Annotated in this window: 22 protein-coding genes; 10 read left to right on the forward strand and 12 right to left on the reverse strand. The window is 68.8% G+C overall.

Annotation, left to right across the window (positions count from 1 at the left end; genetic code table 11):
- The first annotated feature begins 86 nt into the window (after positions 1-86).
- Positions 87-605 (forward strand): RDD family protein, encoded by a 519-nt coding sequence (locus tag K344_RS21985; protein ID WP_051362279.1) that lies wholly within the window; start codon positions 87-89, stop codon positions 603-605.
- A gap of 6 nt (positions 606-611) precedes the next feature.
- On the opposite strand, the gene K344_RS0115110 is transcribed toward K344_RS21985, so the two are convergent.
- From K344_RS0115110 to lptF, 3 genes are all read right to left on the reverse strand, one after another.
- Complete coding sequence (locus K344_RS0115110) at positions 612-1,136, reverse strand: CC0125/CC1285 family lipoprotein (protein WP_051362317.1); 525 nt, start codon at positions 1,134-1,136, stop codon at positions 612-614.
- 132 nt (positions 1,137-1,268) lie between these two features.
- Positions 1,269-2,336, reverse strand: a complete 1,068-nt coding sequence (gene lptG / locus K344_RS0115115) for an LPS export ABC transporter permease LptG (protein WP_028081368.1) — start codon at positions 2,334-2,336, stop codon at positions 1,269-1,271.
- Positions 2,333-3,427 carry an LPS export ABC transporter permease LptF gene (gene lptF / locus K344_RS0115120; protein WP_028081369.1) on the reverse strand — a complete coding sequence of 365 codons (1,095 nt, stop codon included), beginning with the start codon at positions 3,425-3,427 and terminating at the stop codon, positions 2,333-2,335. Before lptF ends, lptG begins: the two co-directional genes overlap by 4 nt.
- Before the next feature lie 292 nt (positions 3,428-3,719).
- On the opposite strand from lptF, the gene K344_RS0115125 reads away from it, so the two are divergent.
- From K344_RS0115125 to K344_RS0115145, 5 genes are all read left to right on the forward strand, one after another.
- On the forward strand, positions 3,720-5,237 hold the full coding sequence (locus K344_RS0115125) for a leucyl aminopeptidase (protein WP_028081370.1): 1,518 nt from the start codon (positions 3,720-3,722) through the stop codon (positions 5,235-5,237).
- Between the two features lie 96 nt (positions 5,238-5,333).
- Positions 5,334-6,962 (forward strand): phosphoethanolamine transferase, encoded by a 1,629-nt coding sequence (locus K344_RS21990; RefSeq protein ID WP_051362280.1) that lies wholly within the window; start codon positions 5,334-5,336, stop codon positions 6,960-6,962.
- Between the two features lie 18 nt (positions 6,963-6,980).
- A complete protein-coding gene (locus K344_RS0115135) occupies positions 6,981-7,418 on the forward strand; it encodes a DNA polymerase III subunit chi (RefSeq protein WP_028081371.1) in 438 nt (145 codons plus the stop codon).
- Entirely contained in the window at positions 7,415-7,783 is a 369-nt protein-coding gene (locus tag K344_RS0115140; protein WP_028081372.1) for a hypothetical protein, read from the forward strand. Before K344_RS0115135 ends, K344_RS0115140 begins: the two co-directional genes overlap by 4 nt.
- Before the next feature lie 114 nt (positions 7,784-7,897).
- Positions 7,898-10,723, forward strand: coding sequence for a valine--tRNA ligase (locus K344_RS0115145; protein ID WP_028081373.1), 2,826 nt, complete (start codon positions 7,898-7,900; stop codon positions 10,721-10,723).
- A gap of 81 nt (positions 10,724-10,804) precedes the next feature.
- Here the strand turns inward: K344_RS0115145 and K344_RS0115150 are convergent, their stop codons facing one another.
- Positions 10,805-12,316, reverse strand: a complete 1,512-nt coding sequence (locus K344_RS0115150; RefSeq protein ID WP_043114675.1) for a DUF3336 domain-containing protein — start codon at positions 12,314-12,316, stop codon at positions 10,805-10,807.
- Between the two features lie 182 nt (positions 12,317-12,498).
- Here K344_RS0115150 and K344_RS0115155 point away from each other — a divergent pair, with 182 nt between their 5' ends.
- Genes K344_RS0115155 through K344_RS0115165 form a run of 3 tightly spaced genes read left to right on the forward strand, consistent with a single transcriptional unit; the run spans position 12,499 to position 16,414 of the window.
- Positions 12,499-13,410: an AAA family ATPase gene (locus K344_RS0115155; RefSeq protein WP_028081375.1), complete on the forward strand. Its 912-nt coding sequence runs from the start codon at positions 12,499-12,501 to the stop codon at positions 13,408-13,410.
- Positions 13,411-13,421: 11 nt separating this feature from the next.
- Positions 13,422-14,429, forward strand: coding sequence for a DUF58 domain-containing protein (locus K344_RS0115160; protein ID WP_051362281.1), 1,008 nt, complete (start codon positions 13,422-13,424; stop codon positions 14,427-14,429).
- Positions 14,426-16,414: a transglutaminase TgpA family protein gene (locus K344_RS0115165; RefSeq protein WP_028081377.1), complete on the forward strand. Its 1,989-nt coding sequence runs from the start codon at positions 14,426-14,428 to the stop codon at positions 16,412-16,414. The genes K344_RS0115160 and K344_RS0115165 overlap by 4 nt, the downstream gene beginning before the upstream one ends.
- A gap of 30 nt (positions 16,415-16,444) precedes the next feature.
- Here the strand turns inward: K344_RS0115165 and K344_RS23145 are convergent, their stop codons facing one another.
- From K344_RS23145 to K344_RS0115190, 5 genes are all read right to left on the reverse strand, one after another.
- Positions 16,445-17,623, reverse strand: a complete 1,179-nt coding sequence (locus K344_RS23145; protein ID WP_084197503.1) for a PDZ domain-containing protein — start codon at positions 17,621-17,623, stop codon at positions 16,445-16,447.
- A gap of 48 nt (positions 17,624-17,671) precedes the next feature.
- Complete coding sequence (locus K344_RS0115175; protein WP_157622985.1) at positions 17,672-18,484, reverse strand: hypothetical protein; 813 nt, start codon at positions 18,482-18,484, stop codon at positions 17,672-17,674.
- A 74-nt stretch (positions 18,485-18,558) separates the two neighbouring features.
- On the reverse strand, positions 18,559-19,068 hold the full coding sequence (locus K344_RS0115180; RefSeq protein WP_157622987.1) for a hypothetical protein: 510 nt from the start codon (positions 19,066-19,068) through the stop codon (positions 18,559-18,561).
- Complete coding sequence (locus K344_RS22000; RefSeq protein ID WP_051362282.1) at positions 19,068-20,372, reverse strand: tetratricopeptide repeat protein; 1,305 nt, start codon at positions 20,370-20,372, stop codon at positions 19,068-19,070. The genes K344_RS0115180 and K344_RS22000 overlap by 1 nt, the downstream gene beginning before the upstream one ends.
- Before the next feature lie 55 nt (positions 20,373-20,427).
- Positions 20,428-20,964 carry an LpoB-related protein gene (locus K344_RS0115190; RefSeq protein ID WP_211234560.1) on the reverse strand — a complete coding sequence of 179 codons (537 nt, stop codon included), beginning with the start codon at positions 20,962-20,964 and terminating at the stop codon, positions 20,428-20,430.
- A 374-nt stretch (positions 20,965-21,338) separates the two neighbouring features.
- Between K344_RS0115190 and K344_RS0115195 the strand changes: the two genes are divergently transcribed.
- Positions 21,339-21,935 (forward strand): lysophospholipid acyltransferase family protein, encoded by a 597-nt coding sequence (locus K344_RS0115195; protein WP_028081382.1) that lies wholly within the window; start codon positions 21,339-21,341, stop codon positions 21,933-21,935.
- 9 nt (positions 21,936-21,944) lie between these two features.
- Here K344_RS0115195 and K344_RS0115200 read toward each other — a convergent pair whose 3' ends face one another.
- The 3 genes from K344_RS0115200 to K344_RS24705 are packed head-to-tail and all read right to left on the reverse strand — an operon-like array spanning position 21,945 to position 24,571.
- The gene (locus K344_RS0115200) at positions 21,945-23,192 is read right to left on the reverse strand and encodes an MFS transporter (RefSeq protein WP_028081383.1); all 1,248 of its coding nucleotides are present in this window, start codon (positions 23,190-23,192) and stop codon (positions 21,945-21,947) included.
- A gap of 51 nt (positions 23,193-23,243) precedes the next feature.
- On the reverse strand, positions 23,244-23,717 hold the full coding sequence (gene rimI / locus K344_RS0115205; RefSeq protein ID WP_157622989.1) for a ribosomal protein S18-alanine N-acetyltransferase: 474 nt from the start codon (positions 23,715-23,717) through the stop codon (positions 23,244-23,246).
- Positions 23,714-24,571 (reverse strand): uracil-DNA glycosylase, encoded by an 858-nt coding sequence (locus tag K344_RS24705; RefSeq protein ID WP_028081385.1) that lies wholly within the window; start codon positions 24,569-24,571, stop codon positions 23,714-23,716. Before K344_RS24705 ends, rimI begins: the two co-directional genes overlap by 4 nt.
- Positions 24,572-24,576: the final 5 nt, after the last annotated feature.

Raw genomic sequence — 24,576 nt, forward strand, 5'->3', positions numbered from 1 at the left:
ATGCCGAGAGGAAAAGCCGCGACCGCCGCGGCTTTTCTTTTCGGACGCGGTCGTTATGCTGGGCGCCCTTTGCCCGGCTGCCGCGCATGTCCGAACCCCTGCCGCCGGCGCCGCTGTGGCGCCGCCTGATCGCCGCCGTCTACGACGGCCTGCTGCTGCTCGGCTTGTGGATGGCGACCGTGCTGATCGACGCCGTGCTGCGCAACCTCGCCGGCATTCCCTACGACTGGGCCACCCTGCAGCTGTGCGTGTTCCTGGTCTGGCTCGGCTTCTTCGGCTGGTTCTGGACACACGGCGGCCAGACACTGGGCATGCGCGTGTGGCGCTTGCGCGTGCAGCGCGACGACGGCCGCGCCCTGTCGTGGGCGGCGGCCGCCACGCGCTGTGCGGTGATGCTGGCGGTGTGGGGGGTCGTGCTGGCGCCGGCGCTCGCGCGGCTGCCGCATCTGCGCGATGGAGCGCACGCCGGGATCGTGGCGCTCGTCTGCGCCCTGCTGGCGGCGCTCATGCTGATCGGCCTGTACGCCGACCGCCGGCGCCGCGCGCCGCAGGACTGGCTCAGCGGCACGACGATCGTCGAACTGCCGAAACCGCCGAAGACCTGAGCCGCTCTAGCTCTTCGGCACCGGCCGCACGATCAGCGCTTCGAGATTGCTACGCACCTGACGGGCATCGAAGGCCTTGACGTCCTCGTCCTTCTTCTTGCCGGCGAACATCACGATGTTGGCCTGCGCTTCGTACTCGGTGACCGGCGTCGACGTCGACGCGCCGAGACCGCCGTACATGCCGCGCGGATACCAGTAATAAGGACCCCAGCCGTAGTAGCCGCTGAAGTTCTGAAGGTAGCGCGTGCTGGCCTCGGTGCTGTCCGAGGCGAACACGAAGTAGTCGTAGCCGGCCTGCAGCGTCAGCTCGGCGGCGCGGTAGAGCAGGTAATTCTCGACCGTCTGCCTCGGCGTGTCGGAATTGCCGGCGAACGTCACGCGATAGCGGTTCTGCTCGATGCGCTGCTCGCTGTAGCCGTAGCCGTGATCAGCCGGTTGATAGGGGGTCGCCGTGGCGCAGGCGGCAAGCGCGACCGCCGTGGCAAGCGCCAGCAGCCGCGGAATACGGGAAGAAAATGTGCGAGTCACCATGGTCATGCTCCTGGACACCACCGCGACGGCGGGCAGCATGCGCCGCGGCACTGAATGCATCATGAACTCGCGCCGATTGCGCGTAATGATTCGTAACGAAATGCATCGCACGGACACGACGGGCGCAGCGCCTCAGCGCGCCCGCCGCAGACGCTCCGCGGCGAGCACGGCCAGCACCAGCGTCGGCAGGCCGGCGGCGAGCAGCGGCGGCCAGCCGTAGAGCTGGCCGACGCTCGCCGTGACCTCGTTGATCACGTAGAACACCAGACCGACGACGATGCCGATCAGGAGCCGCTGGCCGGCGCCGCCGCCGCGCTGCGAGCCGAGCACGAACGGCACCGCGAACAGCATCATCGCCACCACCGTCAGCGGCGCGACCAGCTTGCGCCACAGCGACAGGCGGTAGCTGCGCGCATCGAGGCCGTTGTCGTCCAGGTAGGCGATCAGGCGCACCAGGCCGGGCGTGGTCAGGCTGTCCGCCTCGAGCACGAACAGGCGCAGCACGTCGGGCGACAGGTGGCCTTCGACGTCGAGCTGGTCGCGATGCTCGGCGATCGTGCGGCCATCCGCGAAGCGCGTCATGGCGATGCCGCTCAGATGCCAGCGTCCGTCGATGTAGCGGCCACGCTCGGCGCGCAGCACGGTGCGCAGCGCCAGGTCGGCGTCGAGCTGGTAGATGTCGACGTTGGCGACCTCGCTTTCCGAGATCAGCGTGCCGATGTGCACGACGGCGTCGCCGTCGCGCAGCCACAGCGGCCTGTCGGTGGCGATGCCCGTCGGCGCGCCGTTGCGCGCCTCGCTCTTGAAACTGCGCGCAGCCTGCGTGCCGGCCGGGGCGAAGACGTCGCCGAGCATGACCTCCAGCGTGCCGAGCAACAGGCCGGCGCAGAGCGTCGCGACGCCGAGCTGGACGATGGTCATGCCGGCCGCGCGCATGGCGGTGATCTCGTTCTGCGCCGCCAGCGCGCCGAGCCCCATCAGGGTGCCGAGCAGGGCGATCACCGGCATCAGCGTGTAAAGGCCCGCCGGCATCATCATCGCGGTGTAGTACAGCAGCTGCGCGACGCCGAAGCCGCCCTGCCCGGTCTTGTCGATGTCCGACACGAAGCTGACGAACGTGTAGATGGCAACCAGCGCAAGCCCGACGACGCCCGAGAAGCCGGCGATGTGCGCGACCAGATGACGGCCGAGACGCTTCACGCCGGCCTCCGCCGCAGCAGCAGGCCGAACCAGTTCTGCTGGCGGCCGATCAGCAGCAGCGCGATCAGCAGCATCAGCACATGGACCCACCACAAGCCGAGCACGCCGATCGGCTTGTCCTTGGCGACCCAGGACTGCGCGATGCCGAGCAGCTGCGAATAGACGAGATACGCAACGATACCGATCACCAGCTTGCCGTACCGGCCCTGGCGTGGCCGCACATAGGACAGCGGCACGGCGAACAGCGCCAGCACGAACACCGCGATCGGCGCACTGATGCGCCACTGCAGTTCGGCACGATCCCTGGGGTCGTCGCTGCCGAGCAGCTGGCTGGTCGGCTGGATCTTGCGCTTCGAGGCGGTGTAGAGGAATTCCGGCGGGCGGATGTTGGTCGTCAGCGTATCGAAGCGCACGACGTCGAACTGCGTCGTGCCGGGCTCGCCGATGTAGCGGTAACCGTCCGCCAGCGTGATCCTGCGCATGCCGCTGTCGGCATTGACCGCCTGCGTGCCGCGCCGCGCCGTGACGAAGCTGCTCGCCTTGGGTTCGGCGATCTGCGCCACGACGTTCTCCAGGGTGTCGCCGTTGGTGCTCATGCGTTCGGTGAACACCACCGCGCGATCGTCGCCCAGCGACTTGAAGCGGCCGGGCTCGAACGGGTTGTACTTGATGAAGCGCGCGGCATTCTTGGTGAGATACTCGCCGGTGCGTCCGGCCCAGGGGCCGACCTGGAAGGCGAGCAAGGCGGTCAGCACCGCCAGCGCCGTACCCAGCAACAGGAAGGGCCGGTACAGGGCCCAGAGACCGACGCCGCAGCCGGTCATCGCCGCGATCTCGTTGTCCTGGTACAGGCGGCCGAGCGCCATCATCACCGCCAGCAGCAGCGACACCGGAATCAGCAGCACCAGATACTGCAGGCTCGACAGCGCGGCGACCTGCAGCAGCAGGTTCTGCGGCAGTTCGCCGGCGGCGGCGTCGGCCAGAAAGCGCGCGAAGCGGGTCGACAGCATGATCGCCAGCAGCACCAGCGTCACGCCGAACCAGGCGATGCCGGCTTCGCGCAGCAGGTAGCGTCCGAGTACGCCCTTCATGGTTGTCCGTGTGTCATGCGCCGGCCGGTCCGGCGCGCATTGTGCTTTTTTTTGCCGCCGATGCGTAGCCGCGGCGGCGCAACGGTCCGCGCCCTGCGGATATCTCGAAATTAGATGAGCGCCGGACCGGCGATCGGTCGATTCCCCTCGTTTGCATCGCTCAGTCCGATGCTAGAATGCGGATTGCCGCACACTTTTCAAGGTTTTCACGCGGCCCCGGACACAGCGTCATGCAGGGCCAGCAGCCAACGGACGGCGAAAACCTGAAGAACCATTCAATACCGAGCCTCGCATGGAATATTTCGTCAAAAGTGGAAATCCCGAAAAGCAGCGGGTGGCCTGCGTGATCGTCGGCGTCTTCGATCGCCGCTCGCCGACCGATGCGGCCGAGACGATCGACCGCGTCAGCGACGGGGCGATCGCCACCGTCATGCGCCGCGGCGACATGGACGGCAAGCTGGGTTCGACGCTGGTACTGCACAACGTCGCCGGCACCTTCGCCGATCGCGTGATGCTCGTTGGTCTGGGCAAGGAACGCAACTTCGATGAGGCCGCCTTCCGCAAGGCCAATGCCGCCGCGGCGCGCGCACTGCGCCAGACCGGCGCCATCGATGCGGTCTCCTATCTCACGCATCTGCCGATCAAGAACCGCGATTTCCAGTGGAACGTGAGCCAGGCGCTGCTCGCGACCGAAGAGGTGTTCTACCGCTTCGACGAGTGCCGCGGCGCCAAGTTCCGCGAAGAGATCCAGCCGCCGAAGCTGGAGCGCTACACCTTCGACGTGCCGCGCCGCTCCGATCTGCCGGCCGGCGAACGCGGCCTCGCCGAAGCCCTGGCGATGGCCAAGGGCGTGGCGCTGGCCAAGGACCTCGGCAATCTGCCCGGCAATCTGTGCACGCCGACCTACCTCGCCGAACGTGCCCGGCAGCTCGCCGCGCAGCACAGCGCCATCAAGACCAAGATTCTCGACAAGGCCGAGATGGAGAAGCTCGGCATGGGCGCCCTGCTGTCGGTCGCCAAGGGCTCGAGCCAGCCGCCGAAGCTGATCGTCATGGAATATCTCAAGGGCCCGAAGAACGAGAAGCCGGTCGCTCTCGTCGGCAAGGGCCTGACCTTCGACGCCGGCGGCATTTCGATCAAGCCGGCCGCGGCGATGGACGAGATGAAGTTCGACATGTGCGGCGGCGCCTCGGTGTTCGGCACGCTGACGGCGATCGCCGAGCTGAAGCTGCCGGTCAACGTGGTCGGCATCGTCGCGGCGACCGAGAACCTCATCAACGGCGAGGCCAACAAGCCGGGCGACATCGTCACCAGCATGGCCGGCATCACCATCGAAATCCTCAACACCGATGCCGAAGGCCGCCTGATCCTCTGCGACGCCCTCAGCTACGCCGAAAAGGAATACGAGCCGAGCGTCTGCATCGACATGGCGACGCTGACCGGCGCCTGCGTGGTCGCCCTCGGCAGCGTCGCCTCGGGTCTGTTCAGCAACACGCCGGCGCTGGCGCGTGCGCTGCTCGCCGCCGGCGAACAGAGCGGCGACCGCGCCTGGGAACTGCCGCTGTGGCCGGACTACGACGAGAACATCAAGAGCGAGTTCGCCGACATCGCCAACATCGCCACACGCGGCGGCAATGGCGGCGGCGCGATCATCGGCGCGACCTTCCTGCACCGCTTCACGCGCAAGATGAAGTGGGCGCATCTCGACATCGCCGGCACCGCCTGGACTGGCAAGAAAGCCAGTGGTCGGCCTGTAACCCTGCTCGTGCAATATTTGCTTAATATGGCTGCCAAGAAAGAGCAGGATTGAAAAGCCTGCTCGACGATACAGCCGGCCATTGGGGGCGGCTTTGGCGCTGGCGGGGGTCCGGGACCTGTCGCGCGATCCGGTGTGGGGCTTCGGTAGATGAATGCGTCGATGGTCGTGGCGGCCTTGCCGCGTGGGCATGCCTGGTTGCGCCGTTTTGGCATCGCCTTCAGTACTGGCGTGGTGCTGGGCGCCTATGCCGTCCTCGATGCCGGCTGGCGCGATTCGCTCAAGGCAGCGCTGGTTTTCGTTCTGGGCGCCTATCCGCTGTGCCGCCTGCTGCAAGGCCGCGCCTTGCGCATCAGCTACAGCATCTGGGCGACGCTGTTCGCGCTCGACGTCGGCATCAAGGCCTTCCTGATCGAGGTCTACCAGACCGAGCCGGATGCGGTGCTGGTCATCGACGCGATCAGCAATACGACGAGCGACGAGAGCGTCGAATTCGTCCAGCAGTACGCGCCGCTGCTCATGCAGTACGTGCTCGCCGCCGCCGTGGTCCTGGCCTTGCTGCTGTGGCTGCGGCCGAATGCCGTGCCGATGCTGCGGCAAAAGGCGCGCTGGGCGGTCGTCGTGCTGGTGCTGTTCCTCGGCCTGCACGCCAACCCGACGTTCCGCCGTTCCAATCCCGCGGTGTTCTGGCCGACCCAGCTGCTGCACTACCAGCACTTCCAGGACAAGCTCGCGCAGCTCGATGACAAGCGGCGCATCGCCGAACAGAAGCTGCCGCAGTGGGCGCCGGTCTACGTCGGCCCGCAACAGCACACCGTCGCCGTGGTGCTCGGCGAAAGCACCAACCGCTGGAACTGGCAGCTCTACGGTTATCCGCGCGCCACCACGCCGCAGCTGATGCGCGAAGCCAGGGATGCGCTGGTGTTCCGCGACGTGATTTCCGGCGCCAGCGGCACCGTCGCCTCGTTCCGCCTGATGCTGACGCCGGCCGAACTCGACAACCGTCTCGACGACGAGGCCGAGCCGAGCGTCGTGCTGCTCGCCAAGGCGGCCGGCTACAAGACCTTCTGGATCTCCAACCAGCAGGATCGCTTCATCAATCCGCGCTTCGCCGCGGAAGCCGACGTCGTGCACCTGGTCAATGTCGGCGGCGGCCGCGGCGACCGCAAGCTCGACGAAGGCGTGCTGCCGTTCTGGGACGAGGCACTGCGCGACCCGGCGCCGCGCAAGATGATCTTCGTGCATCTGCTCGGCGCGCACCCGCACTACGAAATGCGCTCGCCGCCGAACTTCCACCGCTTCTCCGGCAGCGACGATGCGGTGATCGAGCAGATGCGCAAGGACGGCCGTTCGCCGTGGGTGCGCCTGCAGCGCAACAGCTACGACAACGCCATGCTGTACCAGGACACCGTCATCGCCCGCCTGCTGCACAGCTTCAAGGCGGACGTCGGCGCCCAGTCCGGTGCCTTCCTGTTCACGTCCGACCATGCCCAGGAAGTCGGCCATACCCGCGATTTCGCGGGGCATTCGCTGAGCGAAGCCGGCATGACGGTGCCGTTCTTCGTGTGGATGTCGCCGCGCCCGGACGCCGCCACGGCGGTCGCCCTCGAACGGCGGCCTTTCCAGACCGACGTGCTCGACTGGGCGCTGCTCGATCTGGCGCGCATCCAGACGCGCCTGGACCGCCCGCAGCTCGACCTGTTCAGCCCGCGCTTCATTGCGCAGACCCGCCTGATCGGCGACAAGCCTTACACACCGTCGCAGCGCCGACACGATTGAAGGCGGCATAATGCCGCCATGACGCGGATCGATTTCTACATCCTGCCGGAGGGCGCGGCGCCCGCCGGCACGCAGGTGCTGACCGCCTGCAAGCTCTGCGACAAGGCGATCGCCGCCGGCCATCGCATCTACGCCAACGTGCCCGACGCCGCCGTCGCCGAAGACCTCGACGTCGCCCTGTGGACCGTCCGCCAGGGCGGCTTCATCGCGCACGAGCGCTACGCCGGCGGATCGCTGGCGGAACCGCTGCCGACGGTGCTCATCGGCCACGTCGAACCGCCGGACAGCCATCACGGCGTGATGCTCAACCTCGGCCTCGAAGTTCCCGACTTCTTCAGCCGCTTCGAGCGCGTGCTGGAGATCGTCGCGCCCGATGCCCAGGGCCGCGCGAAATCGCGCGAGCGCTACCGCTACTACCGCGACCGCGGCTACGAACTGGCGACCCACAATCTATGAACCGCACCCTGCTGCCGATGCTCCTGCTGCCGCTCGCCCTCGGCGCCTGCAGTTATTTCAGCCAGACGCCGGATTCGGCGCTCGTCACGCGCGTCCACCAGGAAATCCCGGTCGGCGTCAGTACCGATGACGCCGAGATCAAGCTCGGCGCCATGGATTTCGCCTGCTCGCCGGTTCTCAAGCATGGCGCCTACACCGACGAGCGCGGCGTCGATCACGAGAACGCGCGCTACATGCAGTGCCTGCGCAAGCCCTCGCGCATCGGCTTTGCCTGCGAGAACCGCGATCAGGTGCTGATCGTGCCGACGGCGGACGGCAAGGTCGGTTCGATCGACGTGATCCGCGGGCCGAACTGCCAGCCGTAAAGCCTTGGCCGCGTCGCGCCACGCGCGCGGCGTCCCGCGGACCCTCTAAAATGAGCGCCCTTTGCGCACGGCCCGCCCTGCGCGCCGTACCGCCGACCCCATAAGAAGATCTGCATGGACAAGACTTTCGAACCGCGCGACATCGAAGCCCGCTGGCGCGAGACCTGGGAGCGCGACGGCTGCTACGCGCCGTCCGGCCACGGCGAGCCGTACAGCATCATGATCCCGCCGCCGAACGTCACCGGCACGCTGCACATGGGCCATGCCTTCCAGCACACGGTGATGGACGCGCTGACCCGGCACGCGCGCATGTCGGGCAAGGACACCCTGTGGCAGCCGGGCACCGATCACGCCGGCATCGCCACGCAGATGGTCGTCGAGCGCAACCTCAAGCTGGCCGGCGAGCCGGCGCGCCTCGAGCTCGGCCGCGACAAGTTCGTCGAGAAAGTCTGGGAGTGGAAGAAATATTCGGCCGGCACCATCGGCGGCCAGATCCGCCGCATGGGTTCGAGCGTCGACTGGTCGCGCGAAGCGTTCACCATGGACCCGGCGTACTCGAAGGCGGTCATCGAGCACTTCGTGAAGCTCTACGAGGCCGGCCTGATCTACCGCGGCAAGCGCCTCGTCAACTGGGACCCGGTGCTGCTGACGGCGATCTCCGATCTCGAAGTCGTCAGCGAGGAGGAGAACGGCAAGCTCTGGCATTTCCGCTACCCGCTGGCGCACGGCGCGAAGACCGCCGACGGCAAGGACTACATCGTCGTCGCCACCACGCGCCCGGAAACCATGCTCGGCGACACCGCGGTCGCCGTGCATCCGCAGGACGAGCGCTATCAGCATCTGGTCGGCAAGACCGTGCGGCTGCCGCTGGTTGATCGCGAAATTCCGATCGTCGCCGACGACTACGTCGATCGCGAGTTCGGCACCGGCTGCGTGAAGATCACGCCGGCGCACGACTTCAATGACTACGCGCTCGGCCAGCGTCACCAGCTGCCGCTGATCAACATCCTGACGCCGACCGCGACGATCAACGACGAAGCGCCGCAGGTCTATCGCGGCCTCGACCGCTACGTCGCGCGCAAGAAGATCGTCGCCGATCTCGAGGCGCTCGGCCTCGTCGACAAGATCGACGATCACAAGCTCAAGGTGCCGCGCGGCGATCGCAGCGGTGCGGTCGTCGAGCCGTATCTGACCGACCAGTGGTTCGTCGACCTGACGCGCGAGACGCGCCACGATGGCCAGCCCGGCCCGGGCGGCCTCGTCGCGATCACCAAACCGGCGATCGAGGCGGTCGAATCCGGCCGCATCCGCTTCGTGCCCGACAACTGGAAGACCACGTACTTCCAGTGGCTCAACAACATCCAGGACTGGTGCATCAGCCGCCAGCTGTGGTGGGGACACCGCATTCCGGCCTGGTTCGACGACGCCGGCAAGGTGTACGTTGCGCGCGACGAAGCCGAGGTGCGCGCCAAGTACGGCCTCGCGGCGAACGTCGCGCTGAAGCAGGACGAAGACGTCTTCGACACCTGGTTCAGCTCCGACATCTGGCCGATGGCGACGCTCGGCTGGCCCGAGCAGACCGAGGCGCTGAAGAAATGGTATCCGAGTTCGGTGCTGGTCACCGGCTTCGACATCATCTTCTTCTGGGTCGCGCGCATGGTGATGATGGGCCAGTACTTCCAGCATGAGGTGCCGTTCCGCGAGGTCTACATCACCGGCCTGGTGCGCGATCCGGAAGGCAACAAGATGTCGAAGTCGAAGGGCAACGTCCTCGACCCGCTCGACGTGGTCGACGGCATCTCGCTCGACGAGCTCGTGAAGAAGCGCACGACCGGCCTGATGAAGCCGGAGACCGCGCCGAAGATCGAAGCCAAGACCCGCAAGGATTATCCGAACGGCATCGAGGCGGTCGGCGTCGACGCGCTGCGCTTCACCTTCGCCGCGCTGGCGACGCAGGGCCGCGACATCCGTTTCGACGCCGGCCGCGCCGCCGGCTATCGCAACTTCTGCAACAAGATCTGGAACGCGGCGCGCTACGTGCTGATGAACGCGGAAGGCCAGGACGTCGGCCTCGACGCCTCGCTGCCGGTCGAGCTGTCCGACGCCGATCGCTGGATCATCTCCAAGCTGCAGAAGCTCGAAGCCGAGGCCGCCGGACATTTCGCGAGCTATCGCTTCGACCTGCTCGCCACGGCGCTCTACCAGTTCATCTGGAACGAGTACTGCGACTGGTACCTGGAGCTGAGCAAACCGGCGCTGCAGCAGGGCAGCGAGGCACAGCAGCGCGGCACGCGCCGCACGCTGCTGCGCGTGCTCGAAGCCTGGCTGCGCCTGCTGCATCCGCTGATGCCGTTCATCACCGAGGAAATCTGGCAGCGCGTCGCACCCTTGGCCGGCGTCGAGGGCAAGACCATCATGCTGCAGCCCTACCCGGTCGCCAATGCCGGGCGCATCGACGAAGCCGCCGAAGCCGACATCGAGTGGCTGAAGGCTTTCATCCTCGGCGTGCGGCAGATTCGCGGCGAGATGAATATCGCGCCCGGCAAGCCGCTGCCGCTGCTGGTCCAGAACGCCGGCAACGAAGACCGCGCGCGCCTGGCGAAGATGCAGAAGGCCATCGAGTTCCTCGCCCGCGTCGAGACGCCGCGCATGCTCGCCGCGAACGAAGAAGCCCCGCAGTCGGCGACCGCGCTGCTCGGCACCACCAAGCTGCTGGTGCCGATGGCCGGCCTGATCGACAAGGACGCCGAACTGGCGCGCCTCGCCAAGCAGATCGTCAAGCTCGAGAGCGACCTCGAAAAAACCAGCGCGCGCATCGCCAACCCGAGCTTCGGCAAGGCGCCGCAAGCGGTGCAGCAGCAGGCGCGCGATCTGAACGCCAAGCAGCAGGCCGACATCGCCGCGCTGAAGGAACAGGAAGCGCGCATCCGCGCGCTGTAAGCGGCGTCAACCACGGATTACACAGAGCACACCGATCAAAAGGGCGGAGACCTTTTCCGTGTCATCTGTGCAATCTGTGGTTCATCTTTTGCCGTTCTCCGTGCTGCGCACGACGCGCAGCTCCGGCCGCTTGACGAGGCGGTCGCCGCTGCCCGGCAGCGGCTGCAGCTGCTCCAGCGTGCGCACGCACTGATCGAGCGTCTGGCTGATCAGGGTCTGGTTGCGGATCATCTCGATGCGCGGCCAGGTCGCGCGTTCGCCTTCGAGCATGAAGCGCTTGACCGATTCCATCGACGGATTGGCGGTGACGTTGACGTACCGCCAGAGGCTGACCTCCGGCAGGATGTTGATGTTGCCGCGATAGTCCTGCTCGAGGATCGACGAGGCGGTGTCCAACGTGCGGCGCACGCCGCCGCCGACCGGCAGGTTCTGCCGCACCAGGTCGACGAGACTCTTGCTCTGCCCGCGCAGCGTCGAATAGATGTAGTCGCGCGCCGAGTTGCGCAGGCCCTGCTCGCCCGGCTCGCGCTGGTGCGAGACGAAGGGCAGCACGTGCGGATTGGTCTGGCTGACGATGAAGTGGTTGACGTTGTGCAGGCGACGCATGCGCAGGATCGGCAGGTCGGACTTCAGCGAGCCGTCGTTCCAGCGCAGCAGCGGCATGTACGGCACGCGCTCGTTGCGCTCGTCCTGCGTCATCAGCATGACCGGCGGGAACAGCAGCGGCACCGCGCAGGACGCCAGCACCGCCTCGCGCACATAGAGATACGGGAAGGTCAGATAGTTCAGCAGGCGTGGCTGCTGGTTGGTGCCGGCCGGCGACACGGTGATGTTGATGGTGCGGCCGGACAGCTGCTGCGCCTGTTCGAAGGTCAGATCGCGCACGTTGGCGGCGATCGCCTTGCGCAGCTGCTCCTGATCCATCAGCGCGCGGCGGCGGATGACGTCGCGCAGCGGCTGGATGCGCCAGAAGTGGTAGTAGGCGGCGTCCGGATCGAGCAGTTCCTCGACTTCGTGCGCGGCGCGCGTACCGACCGTCGCGCAGACCACCGAGCCCGCCGACGAGCCCGACATGATCGGCGGCACGAGGCTTTCGCGATACAGCGCCTTGACCACGCCGACGTGGAACAGGCCCAGCGTCGCGCCGCCCGACAGCATCAGCGCGGAGCGCCCGTAGCTGAGCGCGATGTCGTTGAAGAATTTCAGCTTGGCCGCGTGCGGCAGTTCCGGCAGCTCGGTGTCGCAGACCCATTGCAGGGCGGTGGCGACTTCCTTGGCGTACTCGGCGACGAGCTGCTTGGTGCCGACCCTCGCGCGCGCATAAAGGCGCGGATTGCCGAGATTGCCGAGATTCCAGTGCAGGCCCTGGCGCAGATGATGGACGAGCTTGGCGACCGCGTTCTGCTCGCGGTACTGGCGGATCTGGCGCAGGCGCGAGCGGATCAGGCGCCAGTCGTAGTCGTCCGAGGCTTCGTCGAGCTTCCACTCGTCCCAGCCCTCGCGGCGATCCAGCTCCTCGGCGGCCTGACGCCACTGCGCATACGTCGTCGCCTCGCGCATCTCGTGCAGCAGCTGGCGGTTTCTCGAGTCCATTGCGGCTCCGGTGCCAATCGAATGAGCGGTATGGTGGGCGCAGGACTGCGCGCTCGCAAGCCGCACACGCGCCGCGCCGCCGTCGCCGATGCGGGTCCGCTGCACCGCTCGTCCGGAGCGATCGCCGTCGTGCAGGTACACTCCTTGCAGCCCGCCGGAAAAACATCAACGAGAATCCCGACATGAGTGCATCCGTCGCCTCGGTGCTGCAGAGCCTCAACCAGATCATCCTCGGCAAGGACGCGCCGCTGCGCCTCGTGCTCGCCTGCCTGCTGGCGCGCGGCCACCTGCTCATCGAAGACGTGCCGGGCATGGGCAAGACCACGCTGGCGCTGGCCCTGGCGCGCGTGCTCGGCCTGCACTTCCAGCGCGTGCAGTTCACCAGCGATCTGCTGCCCGCCGACATCCTCGGCGTCTCGGTCTTCGAAACCGCGACCGGCGGTTTCCGCTTCGTGCCGGGCCCGATCTTCGCGCAGCTGGTGCTGGCCGACGAGGTGAACCGCGCGAGCCCGAAGACGCAGTCGGCGCTGCTCGAGGCCATGGAGGAACGGCAGGTCACCACCGAGGGCGAGACGCGTCCGCTGCCGGAGCCCTTCTTCGTCATCGCCACGCAGAATCCCGCCTATCAGCTCGGCACCTTCCCGCTGCCGGAATCGCAGCTGGACCGCTTCCTCATGCGCATCTCGCTCGGCTACCCCTCGGCCGAGGCCGAGCGCCAGCTGCTGCTCGAACGCGAACGCCGCGATCTGCTCGCCGAGCTGACGCCGACGCTGGCGCCGGCGCAGCTCGTCGCGCTGCAGGAGCAGGTGCGCGCGGTGCGCACGGCACCGGCCCTGGTCGACTACATCCTCGCGCTCGTGCAGCGCACGCGCGAACTGCCGGGCCTGCGTCAGGGCCTCTCGCCGCGCGCCGGACTGTCGCTGCGCCGCGCCGCGCAGGCCTGGGCGTTCATCGAGGGCCGTAGCGGCGTGATTCCCGAGGACGTGCAGGCCGTGTTCGCCGCCGTGGTCAATCACCGCCTGATCGTCGCCGCCGAACGCGACGGCGCCGCGACCAGCGCCGCGGAAATCCTCGCCCAGGTCGCGATTCCCTGAGCGGACGCGCCATGCGCCTCTGGCTGATCGCCAAGATCGCCCTGCATCCGCTGCGCTTCATGCAGCAGCGCATCGACGCCTGGGTGCTGGCGCGCGTCAAGCGCCAGGCCGGACCGATCGCGATTCCGCGCACGCGCGTCTACATCGTGCCGACGCGCTTCGGCTACGGCTTCGCGCTGATGCTGCTGGTGATGCTGCTCGGGGCGATGAACTACAGCAACAGCATGGCCTTCCTGCTGACCTTCCTGCTCGCCGGGCTCGGCCTGCTGTGCATGCACCACACGCACGCCAACCTGATGAACCTGCAGCTGCGCGCCGGCGTCGCGCGGCCGGTGTTCGCCGGCGAGACGGCGCACGTCGAGGTGCGCATCGACAATCCTTCCGCGCAGATGCGGCTGTCGATCGGCCTGTCCTGGCCGCGCAGCGAGGCCACGGCGACGACGACCGCCGACATCCGCGCGCAGGACAGCGTGCTGCTGCAGCTGCCGCAGCCGGCGCCGCGGCGCGGCTGGCTGCGCGCCGGCGTATTCAGCGTGTCCACCGAATATCCGCTCGGCCTGTTCCATGCCTGGACCTGGGCCGAACTCGACACGGCGACGCTGGTCTTCCCCGCGCCCGCCGCGCCGGGCCTCGTGCCGCCGGGCAGCGCCGGCCAGGGCAGCCTCGAACCGAGCCACCGCATCGGCCAGGATGAATTCTCCGGACTGCGCGCTTACCAGCGCGGCGACACCGCGCGCGCGATCCACTGGAAGAGCCTGCCGAAATCGCCGCAGCCGATGGTCAAGCAGTTCCAGGAGACGCTCGATCAGGATCTCTGGCTCGAATGGACCAGCCTGCCGCAGCTCGAACGCGAGGCGCGTCTCTCGCAGCTGACGCGCTGGGTGCTCGACGCCGACGCCCTGCAGCGCCGCTACGGCCTGCGCCTGCCCGGCAAGGTGATCGCGCCGGGCCAGGGTGAGGCGCACCGCTACCAGTGCCTGAAGGCGCTGGCCCTGTTCGACGGCGCGGCGAAATCATGAGCGCGACGGCGCAAGCGGCCGACCTCGCCGACTACCTGCCGGTGCGCACGCTGCTGCACCTGCTCGCGGTCTTCACGCTGGTGCTCGGCCCGCACGTCGCGCATCTGCCGGTGTGGGCCTCGGTCGCCATCGCCGCGCTGCTGCTGTGGCGCGCCTACGCGACGCGCCGCCAGTGGCGCATGCCGTCGAAGCTGCTGCGCGCGGCGCTGGTGCTCGTCGTGCTCGGCGCCGTGTTCGCCAGCTTCGGCCGCATCAGCGGCCAGACCGCCGGCACCACGCTGCTGTGCCTGATGGGCTCGCTGAAGCTCGTCGAGCTGCGCGGCCGGCGCGACGTGATGGTGATGATCTTCCTGATGTACTTCATGCTGGTCACGCATTTCCTGTACTCGCAGGAAATGTGGACGGCGGCCTACCTGCTCCTCAGCTGCGTGGCGATCACCGCGCTGCTCATCGAGTGCCAGCACCTCGGCACGATGTCGCCGCGCCAGACGCTGCGCAAGGGCGCGGTGATGATCGCGCAGGCGCTGCCGCTGATGCTGGCGATGTTCGTGCTGTTCCCGCGCATTCCCGGGCCGCTGTGGGGCCTGCCCGAGGACAGCGGCGCGACGGCGCACAGCGGGCTCGGCGATTCGATGTCGCCGGGCGACATCGCCTCGCTGATCGCGTCCGACGAAGTCGCTTTCCGCGTGCGCTTCGAAGGCCCGGCGCCGGCGCCGGCGGCGCGCTACTGGCGCGGCCCGGTGTTCGAGCGCTTCGATGGCCGCACCTGGGCGCGGCACTGGACGCAGCCGCCGCCGCTGCCGGCCGACGCCCTGCACTACGACGGCACCGCGCTGCGCTACGAGCTGACGCTGGAGGCGAACCGCAAGCCCTGGCTGTTCGCGCTCGAAATGCCGCAGCTCGCCGAGCTGCCGAAGGACGCGAGCTTCAATCTCAACGGCGAGCTGCTCGCCGCCAAGCCGGTCGACGAGCGCCTGCGCTACACGCTGCGGTCGAATCCGCGCTTCAGCTTCGCGCCGCCGCTCGATGCGCGCGATCGCGAGCGGCTCACGCGCCTGCCGCGCGGCTTCGATCCGCGCAGCCTCGCGCTCGCGCGGCAGTGGAAGGCGCAGGGCCTGTCCGACGCGGCGATCGTGCAGACCGCGCTGCGCATGATCCGCGAGCAGAACTTCGTCTATACGCTGCGGCCGCCGACGCTGGGCCGCGACAGCATCGACGAGTTCCTGTTCACGACGCGGCGCGGCTTCTGCGAACACTACAGCAGCGCCTTCACCTTCCTGATGCGCGCCGCCGGCATCCCGGCGCGCGTCGTCACCGGCTACCAGGGCGGCACCCTCAACGAACCGGGCGGCTACTACGTCATCAGCCAGGCCGATGCGCACGCCTGGAGCGAGGTCTGGGTCGACGGCCGCTGGCAGCGCGTCGATCCGACCGCGGCGATCGCGCCGGAGCGCGTCGAGCGCGGGCTCGGCGCGGCGATCGGCGCCGCCGAAGGCCTGCCCGGCTATCTCGCCGACCGCGCGCCGTGGCGCGACCTGCTGCGCGCGCGCTGGGACTGGGTCAACGCGCAGTGGAACGGCCTGGTGCTGGGCTACGGCCCGGAGCTGCAGCAGCGCTTCCTCGAGCGCTTCGGCATCGACGACGTGCGCAAGATGATTTTGACGCTGACCGTGCTGCTGGTCGCCGGCATGACGATCGTCGGCTTCGTGCTGATGCGCCGCGCCGCGCCGGCGCACGCGCCCGACGCCGCGCTGCGCGAATGGCAGCGCCTGCTGCGCAAGCTCGCACGGCGCGGCTATGCGCCGCGCGCCGACGAGGGGCCGCGTGATTTCATCGCGCGCGTGCTGAGCGCCCGCCCCGCGTGGCGGCCCTTGCTGCAGCCGCCGCTCGAGCTCTACCTGCGCAGCCGTTATCTCGACACGCCCGACGCCGCCGCGCTCGCCATGCTGCACCGTCTGGTGCGCACGCTGCGTCTGCCGGCTTGAGCACGCGCCGTCACGCGCAGGGCCGCGCGGCTACCACTTCGCGCCGTCGCCCGCCGCCAGCGTGAGGCTGGCATCGAAAGCGCGGCGCAAGGGGCCGACGTAGCGAAAGAAGCCGACGCTCACCACGTCGCCCGCCTTCATCGCCGCGATGCGCGCGCGCAGTTCTTCGGGGCTGGCGACGGGCGCGCCGGCGAAGCGCGTGATCACGTCGCCGATCTGGATGCCGGCCGCTTCGGCCGGAAATCCCGGGCGTACCGCCACGACACTGACGCCGGCCTGCGCCCATTTCGCGTCGCCGCGGATGCCGATGCTGGCGCCGCCATGCGCGGCGGCGACGGCCGCTGCCGGCGGCTCGATCGGCCGCGGCTGCGGAGCGGACACGCTCGGCGCCGGCGCGGGTGCCGGCGACACGGAAGGCGCGGGCGGCGGCTCGACCGCGGCGGTCGCGGCCTGCGGCGGTGCAAGCACCGGCGCCGCCGCTGCGGAGACGGGTGCCGATACGGCGACGGCCGGCAGCGGCGTCGCCGGCACCGATGGCGGAGCCAGCGGTGAGGCGGACGGCGCGGCGGCGGGCGCGGCGATGGCTTGCGGCGGCACCGTATCGATCGCGGCGGGCCGTGCGCCGGCATCCGCCGTCACCGATGGCGACGCGGCCGCGGTTCCGGGCGCTTCGGCCGGTCGCGGCGCGATGGCGGCCGGCGCCGGTGCAAGCTGCGGCGGCGGTGCGGGCGCGGCGGCGAGCGCTACCGGCTCCTTCGGCGCCGCGACCAGTGGCGGCTCCGCCGCCGGAACGGCGATCTCGGCGACCGGCGGCGCATTCTGCCCGTCGCGGTTGACGGCGGTCATGGTCGCGCGCCGGCCCTGATGATCGCGTTCGTAGTCGATCGTCACGACGTCGCCGATCTTCAGCGCGCGCATGCGTTCGTAGAGCGCCTGTCCGTCGCTGACCGCCTCGCCCTGGAAGCCGACGATCACATCGCCCGCCTGCAAGCCGGCGAGTGCCGCCGGGAAGCCTTCGCGCACCTCGCCGATCTTCACGCCGGATTCGAGGATCTGCCCCGACAGGGCGATGCCGAGATAGGCCCGCGTGCTCGCCGCGGCTGTGAACTGCTGCGCCGACAGCGGTGGCGAAGACGCCGCGCCGAGAAAACCGGCGAGCGCCATCGAGGCCAGGCGCCGTCGCGGTATCGAGATCGTCCTTCTATTCATGCGCCATCCCCATGCGCCCCTTGCACGGCGTGGTGCCGCGAGGCCCGCTCAAGGCGCCAGCGCGCGGCTCAGGCGCTGCGCCACTTCGATCGCGACATTGGCGCCGACGTCGTCGACGGTCGTGACCTGCGTTTCCGAGACGTGCCGGAAGCCGTTGTCGGTCGCCACGTAGCCGGACGTGCTTCGCTCCGCGCCCAGGCCGGTGCTGGAAAAGCCGACGATCGTGCGTCCGCTCTTCACCTGCGTGATGCGGATGCGGAAGCGGGCATCCGCCGGCCCGCTGGCCGGCGTGCTCAGGACCTCCAGGATGTAGTCGGCGTACTGGTTGATCGCTTCCGTCTCGATCTTCTGCGCGTTCGGTTGCCGGCTGTCGACCGTGATCCCCGCCTGGCGCAAGACCGCGGTGCGGTCGACGAGATTCATGCCGCAGTCCAGCAGCCAGCTCTCGAATGCGCCGCGCACCTGCCAGTCGTCGTCCTCGGCCAGCGCGGAAGACTCCTGCTCGCGCACCGCGCGATTCGAGAAGCGCGACTCCGTCTCGATCGACGCCGACCGCGACGAGGCGCCGATCTGCGCCGTCTGCGAGGTGTGGGCGACCGATTCGTACTCGGTGACCAGCGCATCGCTGAGCTGCCGGTTCCACAGCATCACGAAGCGCGGGCCGCCGGCGCGACCGAGCGCCGAGCGCAGGCCATCGGCGGCACGCGCGGCATGATCGTCGACCGGCGCCGGCGGCGGCGTGGCGACCGCCGGCTGTCCGTCGCGGTAGAAGGGCTGCGAATTCCCGGCGCCCGGCGTGGCGGCGCTCGCCAGCAGCGGCGAGCCGGCCATCACCAGCAACAGCAGAGATCTGATTTTCATGCGGATGCCCTCGTCAAGAACCCATGCGACCGCGCGCCGGCGGCGCCGGCGGCGCCGGCGCACGGACGTTCGCGCTACAACCTGGCGACCTCGATGTAGAAGCCGCTGACGACATCGGACCGGCTGAACGAGGCCTCTTCGTAAACGGCGGTCAGTCCCGGCGGCAGGTGCACCGTGGTCCAGTTCGAAGCAGCCTCGGCGGGCGCGCCACTGCCCTTGAGAAAATGCGTGCGCGCCTGGAAGACGAGCGGGTAAGCGCCGCAGTTCGCGAAACGGGCCGAGACCTTCACGGTCGAGCCGCCGGTGACTTCGCTGCCGATGGTCTGCGCGATGAACAGCTTGAACAGCACCGGATCGGCGACCACCACGGCGCCGAGCGGAATCACCGAGGTACTGTCGTAGGCCTGCGCGACGATGGCTGGTCCTTCGCGACGGCTGTTGTTTTCGAGCGCCTTGAAGTCGCACACCAGCAGGGTCTGCGGCGCGGCGTTGACGAACCCCGGCCCCTTCGCGCAGGCGCCCAGCATCGAAGCCACGACCATGCCGGCGGCGAGGCCGGCGATACGCACCATTCGGCTCTTCATCACATCTCCTGGGGATCGGCGGAGGCTTGGGCTTGCGGATGGGCCTGCAGAAGCTCGGTGAACGCCTGGCGGAAGCGCAGGTCGCGATCACCGTTGCGGCGGAAGATGTCTTTCCTTTCCGCCGCCGTGGTGTTGCCCGGCGCCGAGGCCGGCGGTGCCGAATTGGTTCCCGCGCGCACCAGCCCGAGACGGCAGGCGCCGGACTTCGCGTGCAGCACGGGATCGACGGCGACGCCGTCGACGCTGACCTGCGGCAGCGTGTCGGCGGCCAGGAACAGCGCATGCACCTTGTCGGGGATCGTGTCCCAGTAGCGGCTGTCGGCTTTCGGCGTCATGGCCGCCGACGTCGCCTTGGTCACCATGCCGAACAGGCCGGCCAGTGCGCCGACGCCCGCCATGTTGCGCATGCTGTCGAGGCTGTTGGCGTAGGTCGAGGCCTGCATCAGGCCCATGCCGGCGGCGGTGGCGACGTTGCCGACCGTTTCCGTGGTGCCCTTGAACGAGGCCTTGCCGGCCAGCACCTTGTCGACCTGACGGCCGCCGCGGGTCATGGCCTGGAAGGCGATGTCGCCGACGACCACGGCCGGCGCGCCGCCGACGACGATGGTCGAACCGGCGCCACCGCCGGCCGAAATCACGAGCGCTTCCTGATACTGGCCGGCGGTCGACTTGATCGGGCTCAAGCCCGTTTCGACCAGCACCAGCGTGTTGGCGCCCGGCGCGGGACGCAGGATGCCCGGCTGCTGGGCCCCGGCCTTGTCGTAGAAATCCGCCGCCATGGCGTCGTCGCCGTCGCAGTGCGACGCCCATCCGGCCAAGAGATGCAGCATGCCGAAATCGCCGGCGTACTCTTCCTTCTCGGCGACGGTGTCCTGGTACTCGCCGGAGCGGAACGAGGCGCGCGCGTTCTGGTAATCGCCCTGCGCCATGTACAGCAGGCCGCGGTAGTAGTAGGTCATCGCGCGTTCATAGGACTCGCCCTTGAAGTCCTTGATGCCCTCCGCCGACCACAGGCCGCGCGCCTTCTTCGCGGTGGGATCGTCGGCGTACACGGACTCGATGCGCGCGATGCTCTGATCGAGCGCGTCGACGGCGATGTCGGCGCGGCCCTGCTCGATCGCCGCGACCGCCAGGCGGTTGTAGTTGAGCACCGCCGCCCATTCGCCCTCGGCATACGTGGCGTTCATCAGCCCCTGCAGACCGGCGGGCTGCGCATCGAGCAGCGCGTTCTGCGCTCGGACGTCATGCGCCGCCGCACACAGCACCGCCGCGGCCGCAAGGCTTGCCGGAATTTTCCTCTTCATCGCATCCCCCAAACCCGATCGACCGAAGCCCCCCGGGCCGCGTGCCGGCGATCCGCTAGCGATAGATCACATCCTCTCCGGATGCGCGCGTGAATTCGTAGATGTTGCTCCACACCACCACGCCGGTTTCGGCGTCGAACAGCTCGAAGACGATCTGGTTGTACTTCTGCGTCACGCCGCGCGCGTTGTCGCGCGAATCGAGCGTGGAGATGGTGCCGCCGAGCTTGAAGTCGACGCCGGCCTGCGCGCGCGTCAGCCCGGTGGTTCCGGAATCGGTGACGCCGGAACGCTTGAGGTCGCGCTCCTCGGCGACCGCCGCCGCGTACTGGCGGCCGACGAACACCATGCGCCCCTGGCTGGCGCGGTTGAGTTCGACGCGCAGGCGGTCGGTGATCAGCTTGCGGTTGATCGCCTGCGAGCCTTCGTTGCGAAAGTTCTGCTCGTCGATCTGGATGCGCGGCGCCTGCGTGAGACCGTTGAGGAAGCCGCTGGCGAACATGTCGCGCGCCATGCGGTTGGTCATCGCGACGATGTCCTGGCCCTCGATCCCGGTGCCCTGCACGGCCCCCTTCTGGCTCGGATCGATTTCCACCGTGCGGAATCCGTCGGGATTCGCGTTGCCCCCGGTTCCGGCCGCGCAGGCAGCCAAAAGCCCAAGCGCACAGACGCCCAGTAACTGTTTCATCGTCGCCCCCCGGCGCACCTTGTCTGGTCCGGCATGCGATGCGCATACCCCGGCGGAGAAGCTAACAAGGTTCGCGCCGGTGCGCCAGCGGACGCGTGCCGCGAGTTCTGGCGGAATCCTCACGGACGCCCGCGCGGCCCGCGCCGCGCCGGCGCGCGGCCGGGCGCCTGCGCACACAATCCCTGATAATGCGCGTCCGCCGCTGTCCCCCGCCGGCGGCAGATCCGACAACGACGAGCCCGCGGCAAGCGGCGGGCGAACGAGCGAGAAGCGGCAATACCATGAGCGATGTCATCGAGATCGGCGCGTCCGTGCCCCGGCACCGGCGTCCGCTGCTGCGCATTGCGGGGCGCTGCGTGCTGCGCGCCGGCGGCTGGCGGCTGCAGGTGCGCATCCCCGACCAGCCGAAGCTGATCGTCATCGCCGCGCCGCACACCTCGAACTGGGATTTCGTGTTCGGCCTGGCCGCCGTGCTGGCGCTCGAACTCGAGCTGCACTGGTTCGGCAAGCACACGATCTTCAAGGGCCCCTGGGGCCGCATGTTCCGCGCGCTCGGCGGCATCGCCATCGACCGCGGCGCCGCCGGCGGCGTGGTGCGGCAGACAGCGCGGACCTTCGGCGAATGCGAACAGCTGGTCATCGGCCTGGCGCCGGAGGGCACGCGCACGCGCGTCGCGCGCTGGAAGCGCGGCTTCTACCACATGGCGAGCGAGGCCGGCGTGCCGGTGCTGGTTGCCGGCATCGACTATCGCGAGAAGCGCGTCCTCACCGGCCCGATGTTCAAGCCGAGCGGCGACTGGGATGCCGACATGGCGCCGGTCTTCGCCTTCTATCGCGGCGTCGCCGCGAAGCGGCCGGAAAATTTCGCGATGGGCTAGTGCCGCGAGCTAGAGCTTCGACACCCGGGCCCTGGCCGGCTCGCGCACCTTGGCGAGCAGCCAGCCGCCGATCATGAAGAACGGCAGCAGGGTGAGGATCGGCAGGCGCTGGTTGCTGACGACGTCGGCGGTGAAGCCGACGACCAGCGGCCCCAGCACCGCGGCGAACTTGCCGAGCATGTTGTAGAAGCCGAAGAACTGGCCCGACTGCTCGGCCGGGATCAGCCGCGCGTAGTACGAGCGCGACAGCGACTGGATGCCGCCCTGCACGCAGCCGATCGCCGCGGCGAGGATGAAGAAGTCGCGCTCCGATTCGAGCCAGTACGAGCCGACCGTGACGGCGCCGTAGACCAGGAGCGCGAGATAGATCATGCGTCGGGTGCCGAAGCGCTCGGCGAGCCAGCCGTAGGCGACCGCCGCCGGAAAGCCGATGAACTGCACCATCAGCAGCGCGCCGATCAGCGCGCCGGGCGCGAAACCGAGCTTGACGCCGTAATCGACCGCCATGCGGATGATGGTGTCGACGGCGTCGATATACAGCCAGTACGCGCCGAGGAACAGCAGCACCGGCTTCATGGTCAGCACCTGGCGGAAGGTGCGCACCAGTTCCTGCCAGTCCGAGCCGGACTGGTCGTGCATCGGTTCTTCATGAACATTGCGGAACAGCGGCAGCGAGAACAGCATCCACCAGACGCCGACCATCAGGAACGACCAGAGCACGGCCTGCGCGCCATCGGCGAGGCCGAAGGTCTGCGGCTTGAGGAACATGAACACGTTCAGCGCGAACAGCAGGCCGCCGCCGAGATAGCCGAGGCCGTAGCCGAGGCCCGAGGTGAAATCCATCTCCTCCGGTCCGGCGACCGCGACGATCAGCGAATCGTAGAACGAGGTGCCGGCGAAGAAACCGATCGAGCCCAGGGTGAACAGCGTCAGCGCGACCGTCCAGTTGCCGTTCGCCACCCAGAACATCGCCGCGGTCGAGGCGGCGCCGAGCAGCGTCGCGAGAAACAGGAAGCGCTTCTTGTAGCCCTTGCGGTCGGCCAGCCCGCCGAGCACCGGCGCGAGGATCATCACGACCACGCTGGCCGCCGAACTGGCGATGCCGAGCCAGAACGTGCGCGCGCCGGGTTCGAGATCGTGCGCCCAGTAGCTGGCGAAGAACAGCGGGAAGAAGCCCGCCATCACGGTCGTCGCGAACGACGAGTTCGCCCAGTCGTAGAAAGCCCAGGACCAGCGCGCCCTCTGTTCGGCGTTCATCAGTGTCTTCCCGTCGTTCCCGCGCGCGGGATTGCTTGCCGCGCCGCGCCTTCAGGCGCCGATCAATTCGAGCGCGAGCACCAGCGCATCCTCGCGCCCGTCCAGCGCCGGATAGTAGCTGCGTCGCTCGCCGATCTTCTTGAAGCCGAAGCCGTCGTACAGCTTCTGCGCACCCTTGTTCGACTTGCGCACCTCGAGCAGCATCAGGGTCACGCCGGCGGCGCGCGCGACCATGATCAGATGCCTGAGCAGAAAGCTGGCGAGGCCGCGGCGCTGCTGCTCCGGCGCCACGCAGATGTTGAGGACGTGCGCCTCGCCGACCGCCATGCTCATCAGCGCGTAGGCCTGCACCTCGCCGAGCGTGTTGGTGACGACCCAGGCGCTGTAACCGACACGCAGGCAGTCGTCGAAGATGCCCTCGGTCCACGGATACGCATAGGCGGCGCGCTCGATCTCCAGCACCTGCGGCAGGTGCGAGGGCGCCATCGGATAGAGGCGCCAGATGTCCTGCGGCTGCGCGCTCACGAGGTCTTCGCCAGGAACCGATGGATCTTCTTCAAGTCTTCCCAGCTCTTCGCCTTCTCGCGCGGGCTGCGCAGCAGATAGGCGGGATGGTAGGTGATGAAGAGGGGCGTCCGCTGCGGCCCGTACTGGTACATCGGCCCGCGCAGGCGCGACAGCGGCGCGTCGCTGTCGAGCAGGCGCTGCGCGGCGATGCGGCCGAGCGCGACGATCAGCTTCGGCTTCACCAGCTCGATCTGCCGGTCGAGATACGGACGGCAGGCCTCGACCTCGTCGGCCTCCGGGTCGCGATTGCCCGGCGGCCGGCACTTGACGACGTTGGCGATGAACACCGCCGAGGCCGCATCGTCCTTCTGCCGCGAACGGCCGATCGCCTTGAGCATCTCGTCGAGCAACTGGCCGGCGCGGCCGACGAAGGGCTCGCCGCGCGCATCCTCGTCGGCGCCCGGCCCTTCGCCGACGATCATCAGCGGCGCGTTCTCGGTACCGACGCCGAACACCGTGTTGCTGCGCGTGCCGCACAGCTTGCAGGCCGTGCAGTCCTTGACCATCGCGCGCAGCCCGGCCCAGTCGCGCGGCACTTCGGCCGCGGGCTTGCGCGCGGCGGGCGGCGCCGACTCGGACACGCGCACCGCGGCCGCGGCTTGGGCGATGCGCGGCGACGGCCGCGAAAGCGGTGGGCGTGGCGGCTCGCCCGGCGCGGCGGGCCCGGCTGCTGCCGGACGCGCGGCGCGTGGCGCCTCGGCTTCGACCGCCGCCAGTGCTTCGCCTTCGACGATGTCCGGCTCGGCGCCACGCGGGCGCCAGGCATCGATGCCCAGGAGTTTCAGATAACGCTGGCGGCGCGTGGCGTCCATACGGC

This window comes from Solimonas soli DSM 21787, assembly GCF_000474945.1.
GTDB lineage: Bacteria > Pseudomonadota > Gammaproteobacteria > Nevskiales > Nevskiaceae > Solimonas > Solimonas soli.

Coding starts and splice junctions, on each gene's coding strand:
- K344_RS21985 (WP_051362279.1), top strand. CDS start 87: ATGTCCGAACCCCTGCCGCCGGCGCCGCTGTGGCGCCGCCTGATCGCC.
- K344_RS0115110 (WP_051362317.1), bottom strand. CDS start 1,136: ATGGTGACTCGCACATTTTCTTCCCGTATTCCGCGGCTGCTGGCGCTT.
- lptF (WP_028081369.1), bottom strand. CDS start 3,427: ATGAAGGGCGTACTCGGACGCTACCTGCTGCGCGAAGCCGGCATCGCC.
- K344_RS0115125 (WP_028081370.1), top strand. CDS start 3,720: ATGGAATATTTCGTCAAAAGTGGAAATCCCGAAAAGCAGCGGGTGGCC.
- K344_RS21990 (WP_051362280.1), top strand. CDS start 5,334: ATGAATGCGTCGATGGTCGTGGCGGCCTTGCCGCGTGGGCATGCCTGG.
- K344_RS0115135 (WP_028081371.1), top strand. CDS start 6,981: ATGACGCGGATCGATTTCTACATCCTGCCGGAGGGCGCGGCGCCCGCC.
- K344_RS0115140 (WP_028081372.1), top strand. CDS start 7,415: ATGAACCGCACCCTGCTGCCGATGCTCCTGCTGCCGCTCGCCCTCGGC.
- K344_RS0115145 (WP_028081373.1), top strand. CDS start 7,898: ATGGACAAGACTTTCGAACCGCGCGACATCGAAGCCCGCTGGCGCGAG.
- K344_RS0115150 (WP_043114675.1), bottom strand. CDS start 12,316: ATGGACTCGAGAAACCGCCAGCTGCTGCACGAGATGCGCGAGGCGACG.
- K344_RS0115155 (WP_028081375.1), top strand. CDS start 12,499: ATGAGTGCATCCGTCGCCTCGGTGCTGCAGAGCCTCAACCAGATCATC.
- K344_RS0115160 (WP_051362281.1), top strand. CDS start 13,422: ATGCGCCTCTGGCTGATCGCCAAGATCGCCCTGCATCCGCTGCGCTTC.
- K344_RS0115165 (WP_028081377.1), top strand. CDS start 14,426: ATGAGCGCGACGGCGCAAGCGGCCGACCTCGCCGACTACCTGCCGGTG.
- K344_RS23145 (WP_084197503.1), bottom strand. CDS start 17,623: ATGAATAGAAGGACGATCTCGATACCGCGACGGCGCCTGGCCTCGATG.
- K344_RS0115175 (WP_157622985.1), bottom strand. CDS start 18,484: ATGAAAATCAGATCTCTGCTGTTGCTGGTGATGGCCGGCTCGCCGCTG.
- K344_RS0115180 (WP_157622987.1), bottom strand. CDS start 19,068: ATGAAGAGCCGAATGGTGCGTATCGCCGGCCTCGCCGCCGGCATGGTC.
- K344_RS22000 (WP_051362282.1), bottom strand. CDS start 20,372: ATGAAGAGGAAAATTCCGGCAAGCCTTGCGGCCGCGGCGGTGCTGTGT.
- K344_RS0115195 (WP_028081382.1), top strand. CDS start 21,339: ATGAGCGATGTCATCGAGATCGGCGCGTCCGTGCCCCGGCACCGGCGT.
- K344_RS0115200 (WP_028081383.1), bottom strand. CDS start 23,192: ATGAACGCCGAACAGAGGGCGCGCTGGTCCTGGGCTTTCTACGACTGG.
- K344_RS24705 (WP_028081385.1), bottom strand. CDS start 24,571: ATGGACGCCACGCGCCGCCAGCGTTATCTGAAACTCCTGGGCATCGAT.